This window comes from Pedobacter sp. UYP30 (assembly GCF_040547165.1).
Lineage (GTDB): Bacteria > Bacteroidota > Bacteroidia > Sphingobacteriales > Sphingobacteriaceae > Pedobacter.
On the sequence record NZ_JBEPPD010000016.1, the window covers coordinates 38,522 to 56,316 of the forward strand.

Consider the following 17,795-nt stretch of genomic DNA (forward strand, 5'->3'; position numbering starts at 1 on the left):
TTACCTAATTTTTTACTCAAGTATAAAATTTTTTTTTGGCTTATCTGTGGAAATCTTTTAAAACCTGCATCATTCTAAAAAAACTAATTATGAAAAAGCTTTTAATATTTGCATTTGCCGCAATAGTTTTGTTCGGCTTTAAAGCCATTAATCAAAAGAAAATAACAGGTATAGTAACCGATGAGCAAGGCCACGCATTGCCTGGCGTTTCTGTAGTTTCTGATGTAAGTAGGGCGAAAACGATTTCAGATGCATCTGGAAAATATTCCATCTCAGTATCAGAAAAAGATAAAAATCTTAACTTCTACTACATAGGTTTTCTCGTAAAAAAGATGGCTATAAAGCAGAATACTATAAACGCAGTAATGAAGCCAAATAATCAGGCGTTGTCTGAAGTAGTGATCGTGGGAAATGCTAAACCAATGCAGAAGCGGAATTCAACGGCATATATGGCTCAAGCGGATATGACAGTATCGTCATCACCGCCTAGTATTTTGAGGAATAAGGTAGCAGGAATTAGTATAGCGAGTCAAGAAAACACAGAGAGTTATTCATCCATCGCAGAAAATGGTTTTCATAGCGCCCAGAACGATCCACTTTCTACATTTTCTATAGATGTAGATGCCGCATCGTACACCAATATGCGCAGGTTTATCAACAACGGAACCTTGCCTCCGCCAGATGCCGTTCGCATCGAGGAGATGATTAATTATTTCGATTATCATTATCAACAGCCCAAAAATAACGTTCCTGTAAACATCGTTACAGAAACGGCCAATGCCCCTTGGAATACCGCACACAAATTGGTGCAAATCGGTTTGCAGGGAAAAACGATTTCTACGGATAATCTGCCCGCCAGCAACCTCGTTTTCTTAATCGATGTTTCTGGGTCTATGTATGCGCAAAACAAGTTACCTCTACTTGTTTCTTCTTTCAAATTACTTACAGATCAGTTGCGGGCGAAAGATAAAGTGGCCATTGTGGTTTACGCGGGTAATTCTGGCTTGGTGCTTCCCGCAACCAGCGGAGACAAAAAAACCATTATAAAAGATGCCTTAGACAAACTTGTTGCGGGCGGCTCTACCGCAGGCGGCGAAGGCATAGAACTTGCCTATAAAGTGGCGACAGAAAATTTTGTAAAGGGAGGAAACAACAGGGTAATTCTTGCCACCGATGGAGATTTTAACGTTGGTGCAAGTAGCGATGGCGATATGGAAAGCCTGATTGAAACCAAGAGAAAAACAGGCATTTTCTTAACGGTGCTGGGTTTTGGAATGGGCAATTATAAGGATAGTAAAATGGAAATCCTCGCCGATAAAGGCAACGGAAATTACGCCTACATAGACAATATAAATGAAGCGCGCAAAACATTGATAAGCCAATTTGGCGGCACACTGTTCACGATTGCAAAAGATGTGAAGTTGCAGGTGGAATTTAATCCGGCAAGGGTAAGTGCCTATCGATTGATTGGTTACGAAAATCGCCTGCTCAACAAAGAAGATTTTAACGACGATAAAAAAGATGCAGGCGAATTAGGCTCTGGCCATACTGTTACAGCATTATACGAAATCATCCCGGTAGGCATAAATGATTCTTTTAGCAGAAGCGTAGATGCTTTGAAATATCAAAAACCAAGCAAAACCAATACGGTCGATAACGGAGAGCTGTTAACTGTAAAATTAAGATATAAAGATCCAGATGGCGACAAAAGCAGGCTGTTAAGCAAAGCGGTTCTCGACAATCCGCTGAGTTTTACTGCTACTAGCGATAATTTTAGGTTCGCTACCGCCGTTGCAGAATTTGGGATGGTGTTGCGCCAATCTAAGTTTAGGCAAAACGCCTCTTTCGATCATGCCGTTTCTCTTGCAGAAAGCGCAAAAGGTACTGATAAAGAAGGATACAGATCAGAATTTGTAAGCTTGGTAAAGTCTGCTAAGCTATTGACAAAAAGCAGTAACCTCAGCTTAAAAGACAGGCTTATCATGAACGGAGAGGACTAAAATATAAAGTTAGAGAGTAAAAAATAAGAAGCAAGGAACAAAGACAGGGCGGCGAGAGATGTTAACTGCATCTTTGAAAATAGAACTAAAATTGAAAAAAATGGGCTTGCTTAAAATGTTTTGGAAACGAAGGTTTTCTAGCTATTAATTTGAGCAAGCCCCGCTCTCGCTACTGCCGCAAAAAAGCGGGCATCCGCTAAATCGGGTTTAGGTACGCCGGGCAGTTGGTATTAACTTTGGTTGGAACAAGGAGTAAGGAGCAGACAACAAAGACTTGGTGGCGCGGAATGTGAGATTTGAGACACGATAGAATCGTATATCCAACTCGCCTTATTTCAAGGAGAGGTTGGGGCAATGTCATTACCTTAAAAAAAAACTAATAAAATGCTTTCATCCTGAGCCTGTCGAAGGGCAATCATTTTGTTCCATAGACTTTTTTTAAGGTCTGCAATGGGGATGGGAGTTACACTTTTTCTTGAAAAAAGTTCGCTAAACCAAGCATTTGGCGAACTCGTAAATACATTCAAACCAAAACCTTATTTCAATTCGTTTACATGAAATTTTTTAAACTCAGCACAATGATTTCTTTATATTAAGTATTGAGCACAACAAAGCGCTTGTGCGGGGTGAATCTGCGTCAATCATAACTAACCCCCAACTTTTGGATGTTCAACAATTTTTTGTTATTATAATTGCCTTTAGCAAAAAAACAAAACACAACATGGCGATTAAAACGTTTAAAAAACTTTTCCTATTTCTTTTTTTTAGTACCGCGGTTTCTTTCTTCGCCACTTCGGCGCATGCACAAAAGACAACTTTACCCTTTGGAAGAGATTCTTTAAAAGTGGGCGTTGCTGGAAACGCTCCATTTGTAATAAAAGAGAAAGGTGGAGAATTTGCTGGTATTGCCGTAGAAATATGGGAAGGAATTGCAAGCAAAGCTGGCTGGAAATTTAAATACGTTCCTTTTAACACGGTTAACCAATCTTTAGCCGCCTTAGATAGTGGAAAAATAGACTTGGCCGTTGGGCCAATAAGCATTACCGCCGATAGGGTTACTCATTTAAAGTTTTCACAGCCATTTTATCAATCTAGTCTTGCCATTGTTTCTCGCACAGATAAACCAAGCTTTTGGGAACGGATTGAACCCTTTTTTAGTTTTAAACTGGTTATTGCTGTTGGTGTATTTTTAGTTATTTTAGGTTTGGTTGGCACCATTCTCTGGCTTGCAGAGCGAAAAGCATCGCCAGAACAGTTTCCAACAAAGCCAAGCAGCGGCATTGCAAATGGGATGTGGCTAGCCATTGTAACCATGTCTACCACTGGCTATGGCGATAAAGCGCCTATTACGTTTTGGGGCAGAATTATAGCGGGCAGTTGGATGGTCATCTCCATAATCTTTGCAACCTCTATGGTTGCTGGTATAGCAAGTACGCTAACTTTATCTGGCTTTGGCAACAACACCATTACCAGTGCAGAGCAACTCTCTGGCAAAACAGCTGCAACCATTGCTGGCTCTCCTGCTGAAGAATTTCTAAAGGAAAATTCGGCAAAAGTAGCTCCGGTGGAGAACTTAGCGGATGCCATTGCAAAACTTAAGAATAAAGAGGTTAATGCGGTGGTTTACGATAGACCACAGCTAATGTATTTTCTTAAAAACAACAAAGACAAAAAACTAAATCTATCTAAAGCCGAATATTATAAACAAGGTTATGGATTTGCTTTCCCCATGAATACAGAGATTACACATCATGTAAATGTGGAGCTATTAGAGCTTACCGAGCACAAGAAAATCAACAGAATTATAACTTATTGGTTAGGAAAGGAAGAATAATTTGAGGGCTTTGACCGAAAAAAGATTATCCTTCCATGTTCAGAAACCACTCTTGCGCTTCCTTAATGGCCAGTTTGGTCAATTCTGATCCATCGACGTTTTCAAATTGTTCTTTTGGATTGTTTAAAATCTCAATCGCCTTTTCCCTAACCTGAGGGTCTAAAGCTGCCATTTCTGCGGGAAAATTATCGAATGTCCAGTCCATAAAAAAAAGTGTTGGGTGATAAGGATTAGGTGATAGCTGATAGGGTATGTTGAGCTAATTTTTTATGAGTCAAATATACTCGTTTAATTTCTCAAAGACACGGTTAAAAATAAATTTCTACCCTCATTTTTTCTCTTTCCAATAGACTTTTTTTAACTTAAACTTTTTCTCTGTCGGGATAAATTGATACACAAGCGTATTTCCTTTTAAACAGTTCTGATACTTTTCTTTTGTGAGATATAAAGCGCTTTCTATTTCTACTTGATTTAAATTTCTAAAATTATAATCGAATATTGGGCCTCGCAGTTCTTTTAGCCGAGCAGCACAGTCTTTCGCTCCGGGAATCATCAATTCCTTTCTAAAGTCTCCGAAAATAGCTGTCTGATTTTCAGCTGATTTTAACACTCCATTTCTATAATTGAAAACATTTAAAGAGTTGTCATCTCCAGTAATTGTATTCGCAATAACCAGATAAGAATTATCTGCACACTTATAAATTGTCATTTCCCAAAACCCATCTATCACAGAATAACCTATCGTATTTGGTTGAGCATAGATAAGATTCAAATGAAACGAATCTCTATCAATATAATAGCCGTTCTTTTTAACATCCTCCACCAATTGTTGCCGCTCATTTTTGGTCCATTTAAAATCGCGAAAAGCGGCGTCTGGAAGCAGAGGAAGCAAATCTAAAATAACTTTATTGTCGCCATAATTTACGTATACAGTATCCTTTTTACTATTCGAACTTAAATTTTTAGACTGCTTAGCCTCAATAACCACAGAAGAATTCTGCGATTCGGTAATTTTTGATTTCTGATTGTTGCAGGAAAAAAGAAAAATTGCCAGTAAAGAAAACAGTGAGAGTATTGGTTTCATTTTTTTGCAGGCTAGGTAAAGGATTGATGGCGTTGAAAGGGACAAAGTATCAAAAAATAATCTTTGCCACAAACGAAGACCATATTAAAAGTCTCAGTTATTATCCTTATCCAAATTAAACGGCACAGCTTCCGCAAAGGAACTTATCTATCGACTTGCCATATCCGGTTTCCTCATTGAACTAAAAATTCCATAAATAAAAATTAGAAATCCGAAGCATAGAAAAAACCCACCACCCAACAACATCATTCCTGCCCAATTAAAACTATGTGGGTGTAAGGAATAGGTTCGTATCGAACTATTAAAAATAAGTGGGTGACCAAGTAAAAGAAGGATGCCTACTATCGTAAAGCCAAAATGCCAAAAACCAATTTTGTTATTTACCGGACTGAACAAAAACGTAACGCCTAAATAAAGCAATGCTGTTATACCTACGAACGAAGCAATAGCCATAAAAACTATTGAACCGCTCACAACATAAAAAGCGTTATGTAGATACACATCCATTGAATAATTTCTAAGCAACAATGCAAGTGCAACAGACAATACTGTCGAAAACAAAAACAATTGGCTTGGTTTTAAATTCATGTTACGCTAGGCCTTAAAATTATACGTGTTGGGCGACATAAAACTTATCGTTTTAGAAAAAAACCATATAACTTTCATTAAAGATAAGCACTTTTTTTAAACTTGTCTTTTTCTCCAACAAGATTAACCACCATTTGAGAACGTTAATAAACAAAAACATTCTTAAAAACCATGTGTTGTTTAGACAAAACAAAAAAATAAATCATGAAAAAATTAATTTACGGAGCTGCGATAGCGTTATCGGTATTTGCATTCCAAGCCTGCAATTCAAACAAAGATTCAAAAGAAACTGCCGATAGTCTGAACAAGACTAAGGACACCACTACGAACGCAATGAATACCGGCGGTATTGCGGTAGACAAAGCTGACGCCGATTTTGCCACTAAAGCTGCGGCAGGTGGTATGGCAGAAGTGCAAATTGCTAAGTTGGCCTTAGAAAAAAGCACAAATCAATCTGTTAAAGATTTTGCTACCATGATGGTTACAGATCATGGAAAAGCAAACGATGAGTTGATGGCGATTGCAAAGGCAAAGAATATTACATTACCAACTGCTATGGATGCAAATCATCAAAAAAAATATGATGAATTAAATGGCAAAACGGGTAAGGATTTCGACAAGGATTATGTAAATACCATGGTAGACGGCCATAAATCTACTTTAACATTATTACAAGATGAGGCAAAAGATGGCAACGACGCAGAGTTAAAGGCTTTTGCCGCTAAAACTGCGCCTATTGTACAAATGCATTTAGATAAAATAAATGCCATTGATAAATCAATGAAATAAGGTTTCCATCTAAACCTCTATAGTCGCTTAGAGGTGTTGGCTTAGAAGAACCTAATTGATGAATTTTTTGGCATCAGTGCGAAAAACAAAGACCCTGACGTTCTCATAACATTTGGCTAATTGAAGTAAAACAAATTTGTTTAATTTGTCACTCGAAACCGAGATGTTTGATTACTGATCCTATTATTTATCAAATGATTATAAGTTAATTTTAGGGGTTGCTAAGCAAATTTGAAATGACTCCCGAATTACTCGCATCTTTTATTCGATAATATGAATAATTCGGTATGCCTCTAAAAAGAAAAACCCCTCAAATGATATCATTTGAGGGGTTTTTAATGTTTTTGTAATGATTAAGCGGAATGGACGGGACTCGAACCCGCGACCTCCTGCGTGACAGGCAGGCATTCTAACCAGCTGAACTACCACTCCGTTTCCCCTTGCGGGAGTGCAAATATAGGAGCTTTATTTCATTTTATAACAAATAATTTGAAAATAATTACAACAACCTAATTTACAGCACCTTCTTGCATCTTCTCTGCGTTCTCTGCAAACTGCAATGCATCAATCACACCTTGTATATCGCCATCCATAATATGAGTAAGGCTATATAAGGTTAATCCAATACGGTGTTCAGTTACTCGCCCTTGCGGATAATTGTACGTTCTAATCTTGGCAGACCTATCTCCGGTAGAAACCATTGTTTTACGTCGTGCCGCAATATCACCGTTTTTCTTCTGCAATTCTATATCGTACAACTTACTGCGAAGCATATCCATCGCTATTTCTCTATTGCCTAACTGCGATCGCTCTTGCTGACAAACCACTACAAGCCCTGATGGCTTATGTGTAAGCTGCACCTTAGTTTCTACCTTGTTTACATTTTGTCCGCCTGCACCACCCGAACGCGAGGTCTGCAACTCAATATCTGCAGGGTTTATGTAGACATCTATTTCCTCAGCCTCTGGCAATACCGCAACTGAAGCTGCTGAGGTATGTACGCGCCCTTGCGTTTCAGTATCGGGAACACGTTGCACACGATGCACGCCACTTTCGTACTTCAACTGACCATACACATCATCTCCACTTACTTTTAAAATAACCTCTTTGTAACCGCCAGCCGTACCTTCAGTTACGTCGACAGTTTCTACATGCCAACCCTTAGTCTCGAAAAAACGAGTATACATGCGGTAAAGGTCTCCAGCAAAAAGCGCAGCTTCATCACCTCCAGTTCCACCTCTAATTTCGAAAACCGCATTTTTGGCATCTTCTGGGTCTTTCGGAATCAGCATCAGCCTAATCGCACTTTCCATTTCTTCTTGCTGAGCAATCAGCATGTCTAATTCCCCTTTCGCCATCTCACGCAGTTCATTGTCCTTTTCACCACTCAAAATTTCCTTATTGGCTTCTATATTGCTAACTACGTTTTTATAGATTTTGTATTCGTCTACAATTTTGCCAAGATCTTTATACTCTTTGTTCAAACCTGCAAAACGCTTCATATCCTGCACCACATCTGGGTTGCTCAACTGCTCTTCTACATCTTCCCAACGCTGCTTTATCGCTTCTAATTTTTCTAACATAACAATTTTAAATGCCAAGACGGTTGTTTTTTACATCACTTCAATCCATCTGAGTGCTACAAAATTAAACAAAAAAGATGGCATTTTATTTTAAGCTATACCGCCCGGGAAAAGCGAAATTGAAAGGTATTATCTTATGTACTTGGAGCTAAAAGCCCCTTTAGTGATTTAGGGTAGGAAATTGGGGCATGGCAAAACACTTTTGCCGCATTTAGTCTAAAAAAAACTACATTTGAGTTAAATCTTTCGTATTTTAACAGCCAATGCAGCAAATTTCAAACGTAAATTTTTTTGAAAACGATCAACTGGTAAATGCAAAAACATTATTTCTCAATAATGGCATTATTTCCGAGATCAACGGCCATTTTCCAAAGCATGTCGGCCAAATAGAGACAAGTAAAGAATTACTCGTGCCGGGTTTTGTAGACCTCCAAATTTATGGCACAGCGGGAAAATTATTTTCTGCTGAGCCTACCACCGAGTCTTTGGAAGTAATAGAAAACCAACTGCTTAGCGAGGGAACTACTGGTTTTTTAGCATGCATACCCACAAATACCTCAGAAGTTTTTCATAAGTGTATAGAAACCGCTAAAGCTTTCCGCCCGAAGGCCAGAAACTTTTTAGGTTTGCATTTAGAAGGACCGTTTTTAAATCGTAAACGCGCCGGAGCGCACGTGCAAGAATACATCCGCAAAGCAACTTTAGATGAAATAAAACAACTGCTAAATTTGGGAGACGGAGTAATTAAAATGATGACGATTGCCGCCGAGCTGCAAGACGAAGAAGTTATCAAATACCTCTTAGATAACGGCGTGACCGTTTCCTTGGGGCATAGCGATGCGACTTTCGAGGAAGCAAACGCAGCCTATAAAAAAGGCGTACAAACAACTACTCATCTTTTTAATGCTATGAGCCCAATACATCATCGCAATCCTGGCATCCCTACTGCGGTCTTCAGTCATCCCACAGCAATGGCAAGTATAATTGCAGATGGCCAACACGTAGATTTTGAGGTAGTGAAATTTGCGAAAAAAATAATGAAAGAACGCTTGTTTCTAATTACAGATGCGGTAACCGCATGTAACATTAGCCCATACCAACATATTGCAAAAGGCAATAAATATGTCATGCCGAATGGAACGTTATCTGGCTCTTCTTTAACCATGTTAGAGGCGGTAAAAAACTGTGTTAACTATTGTGATATAGAGTTGAACGAGGCGCTCAAAATGGCTTCCCAATATCCCGCAAAGCTATTGGGCATGGAGCATTTAATTGGCTCGATAGCAACAGGCCACCAGGCAAATCTAATCTCCATTGATGAAGAACTTAACCTAAAAACAGTTCTTTTTAAGGGAGAGGCCGTACAAGTTTAAATAATTATAGCAATTCTGCACAACCATAGCTAGGTATTAAAAAATTGTTGATATTTTTGAAATCATGAATTACAAACGCATATTACTTAAACTTAGTGGAGAATCGCTGATGGGCGATAAGCAATACGGCATTGACAATGAGAGGGTTAAGCAGTATGCCCAAGACATTAAAGCAGTGCACGATAAGGGCTTGGAAATTGCCATTGTTATTGGTGGCGGCAACATATTTAGAGGTTTAAGCGCCGAGAAGAGTGGAATGGACCGTGCCCAAGCTGATTATATGGGCATGCTGGCAACCGTTATTAACTCTATGGCCTTACAAGATGCGTTGGAAAAACAGGGAATTAAAACCCGTTTGCTTACGGCGATTAAGATGGAGCAGATTTGCGAACCTTTTATTCGCAGAAGAGCAGTACGGCATTTGGAAAAAGGACGGGTCGTTATTTTTGGCGCCGGTACCGGAAATCCGTATTTTACCACAGATTCTGCAGCAGCACTCCGTGCGATAGAAATTAAGGCAGATGCTGTACTTAAAGGAACAAGGGTGGACGGAATCTATACTGCTGACCCAGAAAAAGATCCCTCGGCAAAAAAATACGAGCACATTTCCTTTAAAGAAGTTTATTCGAAAGGATTGAACGTAATGGACATGACTGCCATTACGCTTTGCGAAGAAAACCAACTACCCATCATCGTATTTGACATGAACAAGCACGGAAATTTTATGAAAATAGCCAATGGCGAACACATAGGAACGGTTGTTAGCTAAAGAAAAGATTATAATTTTGTAAAAACACGCAGAAATGAACGAACTGATAAAACTTCAACTGGACGATACACAGGACTTAATGGATAAGGCAATAGTGCATTGCGAAGGAGAATTAACTAAGATACGTGCAGGAAAAGCATCTGTTGGGATGCTTGATGGGATTTTTGTAGATTACTACGGTTCTTCTACACCATTAGCACAGGTGGCAAGTGTTAACACTCCAGATGCTAGAACCATTATCGTTCAGCCTTGGGAGAAAAACATGTTGACACCAATTGAGAAAGCCATTCAAGAAGCTAATATCGGGATTAACCCACAAAATGATGGTGTAATTATTAGGTTGATGGTTCCACCACTTACCGAGGAGCGTAGAAGAGATTTGGTTAAGAAGGTAAAAGAGGAGGCGGAACAAGGCAAAATTACCATTAGAAATTTACGCAAAGAAGCAAACGAACATATTAAAAAGCTGAAAGAAGATAGCGTATCAGATGATGAAATAAAAACCGGCGAAGCTGAAGTACAAAAACTTACCGATGCCTATATCTTAAAAGTAGATAAGCACTCAGAAGCGAAAGAAAAAGATGTTATGACGGTTTAAATTGATAGAGATTGTATAAAAGAGGTTGCCTTTCACAAAGAGCAGCCTTTTTTTGTTTTTTAGCTGTAAACTTTCCTAACTCGGTTCTGTAAAGAATTGCCAAGGTCAGGTTGGCTCTAATGCATCGCTACTTCCAAGTCTATTGCCTTAAGTTTTTGACCGTTTTGGAGAAAAGTTAAGCTTCTTACCTTACCTGCCTTATTTTTTTCGAATCTAAGTTCTGCTTCAACTATTGTATAAAAAAATTCTAATTCAGATTCCGGATAAATCTGCGCTTTAATTTGGCCAGTGATAAAGGAATGTTGTATAAGTATTTCCGAATATCGTCTTCATATTTCAGTTTTTCGGCTTGATGCAACTGCATAATAGCCATTGCAGTAAATTGCTTTGATACAGAAGCCAACTCAAATATGCTGCTGTCGTTTAAAAGGCATTTTCTTTGCGAAATCTGCATATCTGAAGGCGTTTTCGTAAATTGGTTTTCCATTTTCTGCAACAAGAATACATCAATTAAAAGACCGGTTTGCAGCTATTTTTCTAACAAGAGAATCGAGATTGTGCCTTACCTGAGCAGAACTGGGCGTTAGCTTAAATAAAAGCGCTAAAACAATTCCGCATCTGCCAATGGAAATATGCATTGTCAGTCTAATTCACAATAATATAGAAATAACCTATGACTTTCTGTTTACCCGAAAAATTTGAACTTTACATTATTTGCGCAAAAAAAAAGAGCAACCCATCCAGGTTACTCGTTTTTAAACTAACTTATTATTCATAAAAATGCTGTTGGGGAAGGAGTCGAACCTTCAAGGGGTAGTTAGCTACAGTTCAAAAAATTAATTTGTGGTCAACCCAATAAGCTGCGTTTATCCCATAATTCCCCACCACCGAGACAAGGAGGCGTGTCTGCCAATTTCACCACCCAACATTGTTGTAGTTGAGTTTTACGTTGTAAGTTCTACGTACTAAGTTTAAAACCACTTATAACGTACAACGTATAACTCAAAAAGCTGTAGGGGAAGGAATCGAACCTCCAAGGAGTGGTTAGCACAGATAAATCCGTATTTTCCATATTCTCCGCCACCGAGACAAGGAGGTGTGTCTGCCTGTTTCACCACCCTACATTGTTGTATAACTTTAAAAGAACTATCCTGGTTTATTAGTTGCTTACTACAAATGTAAGAGAAGTTCCAATAGTTTGCAAATATTATAAGTAAATAAAAATATTATTATAATATTTATATTAATTTGTATATTTGTATAAAAATATGAAAACAAATGCTAAAAAAGGACAATTACAATTTAGAGATTGATAACCTCGACATTGATATACTGAAACAATTAATGCACGATGCAACCAAGCCGTATACTGAAATTGCAAAAGAGCTGATTGTATCTGGCGGAACAATTCACGTTAGAATGAAGAAGCTGCAAGAGATGGGCATTATAAAGGGTTCTCATTTAATTATAGACCCACAAAAAGCAGGCTATGACATTTGCGCTTTCTTGGGAATTTATTTAGAAAAGGGAATTTTATATAAAGATGCGGTTACTCAACTGAGTAAGATAAAAGAGGTGGTAGAGTTGCACTACACCACAGGATCTTACAGCATGTTCGCCAAAATTATTTGTAGGGATACCGCACATTTGCGGCACGTGTTGAACGAAGAAATACAAGCTGTTAAAGGCATACAACGAACCGAAACGCTTATTTCTTTAGAAGAAAGCATTAAGAGACAGATTGAGCTGGGGTAGGTTTTTTTTCTTGCAGAACAGCAAGTTTTTAGACCCGATTGAAGTGGCATCTCCCGATTTTTATCGGGAATAAAACGGAAAGCGGGAACGAACGTTGTTTCTTGCCCTGCACTAGCTCTTCTAAAAAAAAACTATTTTAAAAACTGATAAGCAATTAACGCAGCTATATAGGCCATCGCTGTCATATAAATAAGTTGAATAACTGGCCATTTCCAGCCTTTTGTCTCTCTATAGACAACCGCAACGGTGCTCATGCATTGTAGGGCGAAAGCATAAAAAAGCATTAACGAAATGCCTGTAGCAAAAGAATAAACTGGCAAACCTGTTTCGTAGTTTACAGAAGCGGCCATTTTACTTCTAATCGTCGAATTATCATCTGCGCCGCCATCTACACTATATATGGTTGCCATTGTACCCACAAATGCTTCGCGCGCAGCGAAAGAAGTAATTAAGCCAATCCCTATTTTCCAATCGTAACCCAATGGTCTAATGGCCGGTTCTATCCAATGCCCTAAAATGCCAACGTAAGAATTTTCTAGTTTTTCTGTAGCGACCAATGTTTTTATATGCTCAGCTTGCTGTGGTTGCTTTGCGGCTACGACTTCGTATTTTTGATCTATTTTTTCAAAACGTTTACCTGGGCCAAATGAAGCCAACACCCACAAAATGATGGAAATGGCAATAATTACCTTTCCGGCCTCGAACACAAAAGTTTTAGACTTTTCGACCATGTTATAGAGCACATTCTTCCACCTTGGCATGCGGTAGACTGGCAGCTCCATGATAAAATAAGAGCGTTCTTTTGCCTTGATTATTACTTTCATAACCCATGCAACGGCAATAGCAGCAATAAAGCTGATGAGGTACATAATCATTAGCGCCAAGCCTTGCAAGCTGATGATGCCCCAAATGGTTTTTTGTGGAATGATTAGGGAAATGAGCAAAATATAAACCGGAAGCCTGGCAGAGCAACTAATTAATGGCGTAACCATAATGGTAATCATTCGGTCTTTCCAGTTTTCTATATTCCTTGCGGCCATAATAGAGGGCACCGCACAGGCAATTCCCCCAATCATTGGCACGATTGATTTACCGTTTAGCCCAACTTTTCTCATCACTTTATCCATCATAAAAGTAACCCGAGCCATATAACCGGTATCTTCTAAAATAGAGATGAATGCAAATAGGATGGCAATTTGTGGGATGAACACAAAAATACCACCAAGTCCGGCCACCACGCCATCCAATATTAAATTGGTTAACATACCAGCGGGTAAAAACTGATGGCCATACTCTGTTATCCAACCAAAAAACGTTTCTATCCATGCCATTGGGTAAGCCGACCAAGCAAAAATTCCGTTGAAAACAAGAAATAGGATAAACAGGAAGATGGCAAAGCCCCATATTTTATGGGTTAGAACTCCATCAATTTTATCGCTTAGGGTAAATTTAGAGGCCCTGCCTTTGTCGATAATTACGTCGGCCAGAATACTACCGAAACGCTTATACCTAGCAATGGTTTCAGCAGCTTGTATTTTTGGAGAATCGAAGTCGTATTCGGTCTCTAATGCTGTAAGTTTCTGTTGCTGCTCGGCAGATAAATTATTTAGGTATCGGTGCTGATGAAGTACTTGAAGCGCATAGTAATCGTTGTCTGTACCGATAATTTTTTTCGCATGCTCTATTGCCTCTGGCGCCAAAAAATCTATATCGACCGCAGCCAGCTGTGTCGGTATTTTAGTGGTATGCGCAATCGCGATTTTAAGCTTTTCTATCCCAGTGTTGCTTCTGGCAGAAATTGGAATGACTTGAATGCCTAGCTTGTCTGCGAGTTTATTTACGTGAATGTAAATGTTCTGCTTGTCTGATAAATCGGTCATGTTCAATGCCAATATCATGGGGATACCCAAATCCGCAACTTGCGAATACAACAGCATGTTACGTTTAAGATTGGATGCATCTACCACCAACACCACTACATCTGGATGACTGGAATTGGTTTTATCTGCAAGTACCTGAAAAACGATTCGTTCGTCGTTGCTTTTTGGATATAAACTGTACGTACCCGGAAGATCAACCACTTCTACAACACTACCATCGGGCAATTTGCTTGAGCCAGTTTTTTTATCGACAGTTATCCCCGGAAAGTTTCCTATTTTCTGGTTTAATCCTGTTAGCTGATTAAACAGCGTAGATTTACCCGTGTTAGGATTTCCGACCAATGCAATTCTACTGCCCAACCTCTGTGCTAATTATTGAATGATGACTACATCTGCCTCTGATTTTCGCAAACAAAGCTGATAACCTGCTATGCGAATGGCCATAGGATCGCCAAGCGGCGCAAAGCGTTCTACTTCTACTACTTCTCCAGGCAAACAGCCCATCTCCATAAGTTTGATAGACATATCTAAATCAGTAAAAGCCACTATGGTTGCAGATTCTCCAATTTTTAAATGCGACAGTTTCATGTGAAATATTTTGCGCAAGTTAACCTTTCTTTAGATTTAATCCAAATAAGAATACGGATATATTAAATTGATACCACTCACATTAACTAAAACCCTCTTCTACCACCACCATGTCTCCCGCCACCATCTTCGCCGCCCTGTTTGCCGCCAAACTTATTTAGCGAGTAAATAAAAGAGAACATAAAGTAGCGCTTTAATACGTTGTAAGTGGTTTCTCTACGCGTATTGTTATTTGCAGAGCGAGAAATACCCTGATTTTGGTTGAGCAAATCATTAACAGATGCTTTAAAAGTTCCCTTCTTTTTAAAAGCCAAAATGCTTAAATAACTGTTCACGATGGTATACTCACTGTTAGCGCTAGCGTCTCCACCTGTGTATAACGTGTAATCTGCATCTACAGCAAACCGAATGTCGGCGGGGAAAAGGTAGCTTATATTTGCATTCGGACTCAATCGATAAAAAGTAGTATTAAAATTAGGTTGAACAGAATAAGTGGCATGATCTACATTTCCATAAATAGCAACATTTAAGTCTAATTTATCTAGATTGGAACTAAGCCTATAGCCATTTCTCAACGAGTAATTGTTGGTGATGTTTCTTGCAGCGTTAGTAAAATTTACGTCTCTATTATAATTTAAACCAAGATTAATGTTAAAATTCAGCTTGTTATCTGGCAGAAAAGGCAAACTTAGATCAGAAGATAGGTTGCCAGAGTAAACACCATTTACATTTGTTGGAGTTATGGCAATTTTACCTTGGTCGGGGCCAGATTTCAGCAAAACCGAGCTGTTTGCAATATTGTTAGAGGTTTGGCTTAGATTTAAATTAACAAACCAAGAGCGATTTTTTCCTGGGGTAAAAACCCGATACGAAGCTCGCAAAGAGTTGCTATACTCTGGTTTTAAATTTGGATTACCAATGGGTTTAGTTTGAGTGTTCGTGTTATCAAGTACGGGCTGCAACTGTTGTATACTTGGCTGGTTTGTTCTGCCTTGGTAACGTACGTATAAACGCTTGCTGTCGCTAAACCTATACCTGTAACTTGCAGAAGGACGGTAATTATTTACGTTTTGCTTTAATATATAGCCTCTTGTTAAATTGTTATTTGTTCTATTGGTGTTTTCTACAGACAGACCAAAGTTCCAATTGGTTTTTTCTGCATTATAGTTAATGCTTATCCCTCCCTCATTTCCTAAAATGGTATTTTCGTAAGCATTGCTGTATGTGGTATCTACCAAATCATATTTTAAAGTTGCAGGATTAAAATCATAGGTATATCTATTTGAAGTGTTGTGGTTATAATTGTTCTGATAGTTTGCCTCGAAACTTAGCGTTTTAGAAATAGGTTCGGTATAAACTACCCGTTCGCCTTGATTAAGCGATTCTCCAGTTTGATCGTTAAACTGGTTATCAGAGCGAGACTTAATTATACTGTCGCGTGTATTAACCTCTTCAATATCGCTATAAACTTTTCCGTCGTTGTTGTTTATGTTAGTGTTAAAACTCAACGAAATAGTGCGGCCTTTTTTTGCAAAATTTCTACGCAATAAAATATTGTTGTTAATAGATGGCGAGGTATTGTGACTCTTGTATTTTTGCGTGCCATTTATGGTGTAGTCCTGATAATCCCTGTTATAGGTATTTAAATTGTCGTTATTATCTACCGTGAAACTGATGTTTGGCTGAATGCGAATAGAAGTTAAACTGTCTAATTTAGTATCTACCATAAAATCGAAACGGTGGTTTGTTCTATCAGCGATATTATTCTCGTCGTTTTTAAAAAGCGTAGTTATATCGCCCAAAAAATTAGTGCTAATGCTATTTCTAAGCTCCGCCTTATTAGACTTGTTTACAAAGTAACTGGCGTTAAACTCAGTTTTATCGTCATAAGAATCTGCAAACCGTATCCCTCCGGCATTTGTGTTAGTAATGCCCGCTCCTCTTAATCCTCCGCCAAAATTCTGTTTATTTACATTGTTGAACTGGCCAAGCACACTCAGTTTCTTTTCGTTTTCGAATTGGTTTACATTAAATGAGCCATCATATCTATTATTTGTACCATAACCCATATCTGCACGCCCAAAATACCCATATTTCCTATCTTTTTTTATGGTGATGTTTAATACTTTAGTTCTACTTCCATCATCTATCCCGGTAAATTTAGATTGTTCTGACCCCTGATCTATTATCTGTATTTTTGCTATCATATCTGCAGGAAGATTTTTTGTAGCCAATAGCGGGTCGTTCCCAAAAAACTCTTTGCCATCCACATAAACCTTTGTAATGGTTTCCCCCTGAGCCTTTATTCCGCCATCCTTATCAACCTCTACACCTGGTAGTTTCTTTAACAAATCTTCTGCAACAGCGTTTTCTATTACTTTAAAAGAACTTGCGTTAAATTCTATGGTATCTTTTTTAATAACAACGGGAGCAACTTGGCCTTTAATTTCTACAGTATTAAGATCTAGGCTGCTGCTTTCTAACATAAATGGGTTGAAAGCAATTCCGGGTTTTTCCGCAGTCAAGATAAAATCTTTAGTAATTCTCCCATAACCCAAAAAAGCAATGTAGATGGTATATTTTCCTGGTTTAAGGCCAGCGAAGTTAAATTTCCCATCGTCACCTGTACTGCTTGTTGCTACCACAGAAGAGTCTTTTAAATCTTTTACGGCGAGAGAAGCATAGCCTATAGGTTTTTTATCACTCGCATCTAATACTACACCACTTACGTTAGTTAGTTTTTGGGCAAATGCAGCAGAAAACGAAAAAAGAAAAACAAGTAGCGTAAAATATTTTCTCACAAGTAATAGTTTAACGGTTTGGATAGTGACTTCGAAATTAGCAAAAGGTTTGCTCTGAGCTAGTAACAAAAACAATACATAAAACGATTTAGACCTTGTACTGATGTAGTTTAAAGAAAAATGGACTGATAATGATTAGCCGAATAACGGCGT

General features: G+C 38.5%; 15 protein-coding genes and 2 tRNA genes. 7 read left to right on the forward strand and 10 right to left on the reverse strand.

Features of this window, described 5'->3' with window-relative positions; translation table 11 throughout:
* Positions 1–89 precede the first annotated feature (89 nt).
* Entirely contained in the window at positions 90–2,000 is a 1,911-nt protein-coding gene (locus ABIB40_RS15840) for a YfbK domain-containing protein (protein WP_354360364.1), read from the forward strand.
* Between the two features lie 721 nt (positions 2,001–2,721).
* Positions 2,722–3,834 (forward strand): transporter substrate-binding domain-containing protein, encoded by a 1,113-nt coding sequence (locus tag ABIB40_RS15845; protein WP_354360365.1) that lies wholly within the window; start codon positions 2,722–2,724, stop codon positions 3,832–3,834.
* 25 nt (positions 3,835–3,859) lie between these two features.
* On the opposite strand, the gene ABIB40_RS15850 is transcribed toward ABIB40_RS15845, so the two are convergent.
* The 3 genes from ABIB40_RS15850 to ABIB40_RS15860 all read right to left on the reverse strand — a co-directional run bounded on the left by ABIB40_RS15850 (position 3,860) and on the right by ABIB40_RS15860 (position 5,506).
* Complete coding sequence (locus tag ABIB40_RS15850; RefSeq protein WP_354360366.1) at positions 3,860–4,039, reverse strand: hypothetical protein; 180 nt, start codon at positions 4,037–4,039, stop codon at positions 3,860–3,862.
* 123 nt (positions 4,040–4,162) lie between these two features.
* Complete coding sequence (locus tag ABIB40_RS15855) at positions 4,163–4,918, reverse strand: hypothetical protein (protein WP_354360367.1); 756 nt, start codon at positions 4,916–4,918, stop codon at positions 4,163–4,165.
* Between the two features lie 147 nt (positions 4,919–5,065).
* A complete protein-coding gene (locus ABIB40_RS15860) occupies positions 5,066–5,506 on the reverse strand; it encodes a hypothetical protein (RefSeq protein ID WP_354360368.1) in 441 nt (146 codons plus the stop codon).
* Between the two features lie 204 nt (positions 5,507–5,710).
* On the opposite strand from ABIB40_RS15860, the gene ABIB40_RS15865 reads away from it, so the two are divergent.
* Positions 5,711–6,295 (forward strand): DUF4142 domain-containing protein, encoded by a 585-nt coding sequence (locus ABIB40_RS15865; RefSeq protein WP_354360369.1) that lies wholly within the window; start codon positions 5,711–5,713, stop codon positions 6,293–6,295.
* A 358-nt stretch (positions 6,296–6,653) separates the two neighbouring features.
* Here ABIB40_RS15865 and ABIB40_RS15870 read toward each other — a convergent pair.
* Both ABIB40_RS15870 and prfA read right to left on the reverse strand, forming a co-directional pair.
* Positions 6,654–6,727: transfer RNA gene (locus tag ABIB40_RS15870), tRNA-Asp, on the reverse strand.
* A gap of 77 nt (positions 6,728–6,804) precedes the next feature.
* Positions 6,805–7,878 carry a peptide chain release factor 1 gene (gene prfA / locus ABIB40_RS15875; RefSeq protein WP_354360370.1) on the reverse strand — a complete coding sequence of 358 codons (1,074 nt, stop codon included), beginning with the start codon at positions 7,876–7,878 and terminating at the stop codon, positions 6,805–6,807.
* A 263-nt stretch (positions 7,879–8,141) separates the two neighbouring features.
* On the opposite strand from prfA, the gene nagA reads away from it, so the two are divergent.
* The 3 genes from nagA to frr all read left to right on the forward strand — a co-directional run bounded on the left by nagA (position 8,142) and on the right by frr (position 10,618).
* Complete coding sequence (gene nagA / locus ABIB40_RS15880) at positions 8,142–9,251, forward strand: N-acetylglucosamine-6-phosphate deacetylase (RefSeq protein ID WP_354360371.1); 1,110 nt, start codon at positions 8,142–8,144, stop codon at positions 9,249–9,251.
* 64 nt (positions 9,252–9,315) lie between these two features.
* Complete coding sequence (pyrH, locus tag ABIB40_RS15885; RefSeq protein ID WP_354360372.1) at positions 9,316–10,020, forward strand: UMP kinase; 705 nt, start codon at positions 9,316–9,318, stop codon at positions 10,018–10,020.
* A gap of 34 nt (positions 10,021–10,054) precedes the next feature.
* Positions 10,055–10,618: a ribosome recycling factor gene (gene frr / locus ABIB40_RS15890; RefSeq protein WP_354360373.1), complete on the forward strand. Its 564-nt coding sequence runs from the start codon at positions 10,055–10,057 to the stop codon at positions 10,616–10,618.
* A gap of 247 nt (positions 10,619–10,865) precedes the next feature.
* Here the strand turns inward: frr and ABIB40_RS15895 are convergent, their stop codons facing one another.
* Positions 10,866–11,105, reverse strand: coding sequence for a serine hydrolase (locus tag ABIB40_RS15895; RefSeq protein WP_354360374.1), 240 nt, complete (start codon positions 11,103–11,105; stop codon positions 10,866–10,868).
* A gap of 296 nt (positions 11,106–11,401) precedes the next feature.
* Positions 11,402–11,546: transfer RNA gene (locus ABIB40_RS15900), tRNA-Asp, on the reverse strand.
* A gap of 350 nt (positions 11,547–11,896) precedes the next feature.
* Between ABIB40_RS15900 and ABIB40_RS15905 the strand changes: the two genes are divergently transcribed.
* Complete coding sequence (locus tag ABIB40_RS15905) at positions 11,897–12,373, forward strand: Lrp/AsnC ligand binding domain-containing protein (RefSeq protein WP_354360375.1); 477 nt, start codon at positions 11,897–11,899, stop codon at positions 12,371–12,373.
* A 131-nt stretch (positions 12,374–12,504) separates the two neighbouring features.
* Here ABIB40_RS15905 and feoB read toward each other — a convergent pair whose 3' ends face one another.
* From feoB to ABIB40_RS15920, 3 genes are all read right to left on the reverse strand, one after another.
* Entirely contained in the window at positions 12,505–14,613 is a 2,109-nt protein-coding gene (gene feoB / locus ABIB40_RS15910; RefSeq protein WP_354360376.1) for a ferrous iron transport protein B, read from the reverse strand.
* A 12-nt stretch (positions 14,614–14,625) separates the two neighbouring features.
* Complete coding sequence (locus ABIB40_RS15915; RefSeq protein WP_354360377.1) at positions 14,626–14,841, reverse strand: FeoA family protein; 216 nt, start codon at positions 14,839–14,841, stop codon at positions 14,626–14,628.
* Positions 14,842–14,927: 86 nt separating this feature from the next.
* The gene (locus tag ABIB40_RS15920) at positions 14,928–17,642 is read right to left on the reverse strand and encodes a TonB-dependent receptor domain-containing protein (RefSeq protein ID WP_354360378.1); all 2,715 of its coding nucleotides are present in this window, start codon (positions 17,640–17,642) and stop codon (positions 14,928–14,930) included.
* Positions 17,643–17,795: the final 153 nt, after the last annotated feature.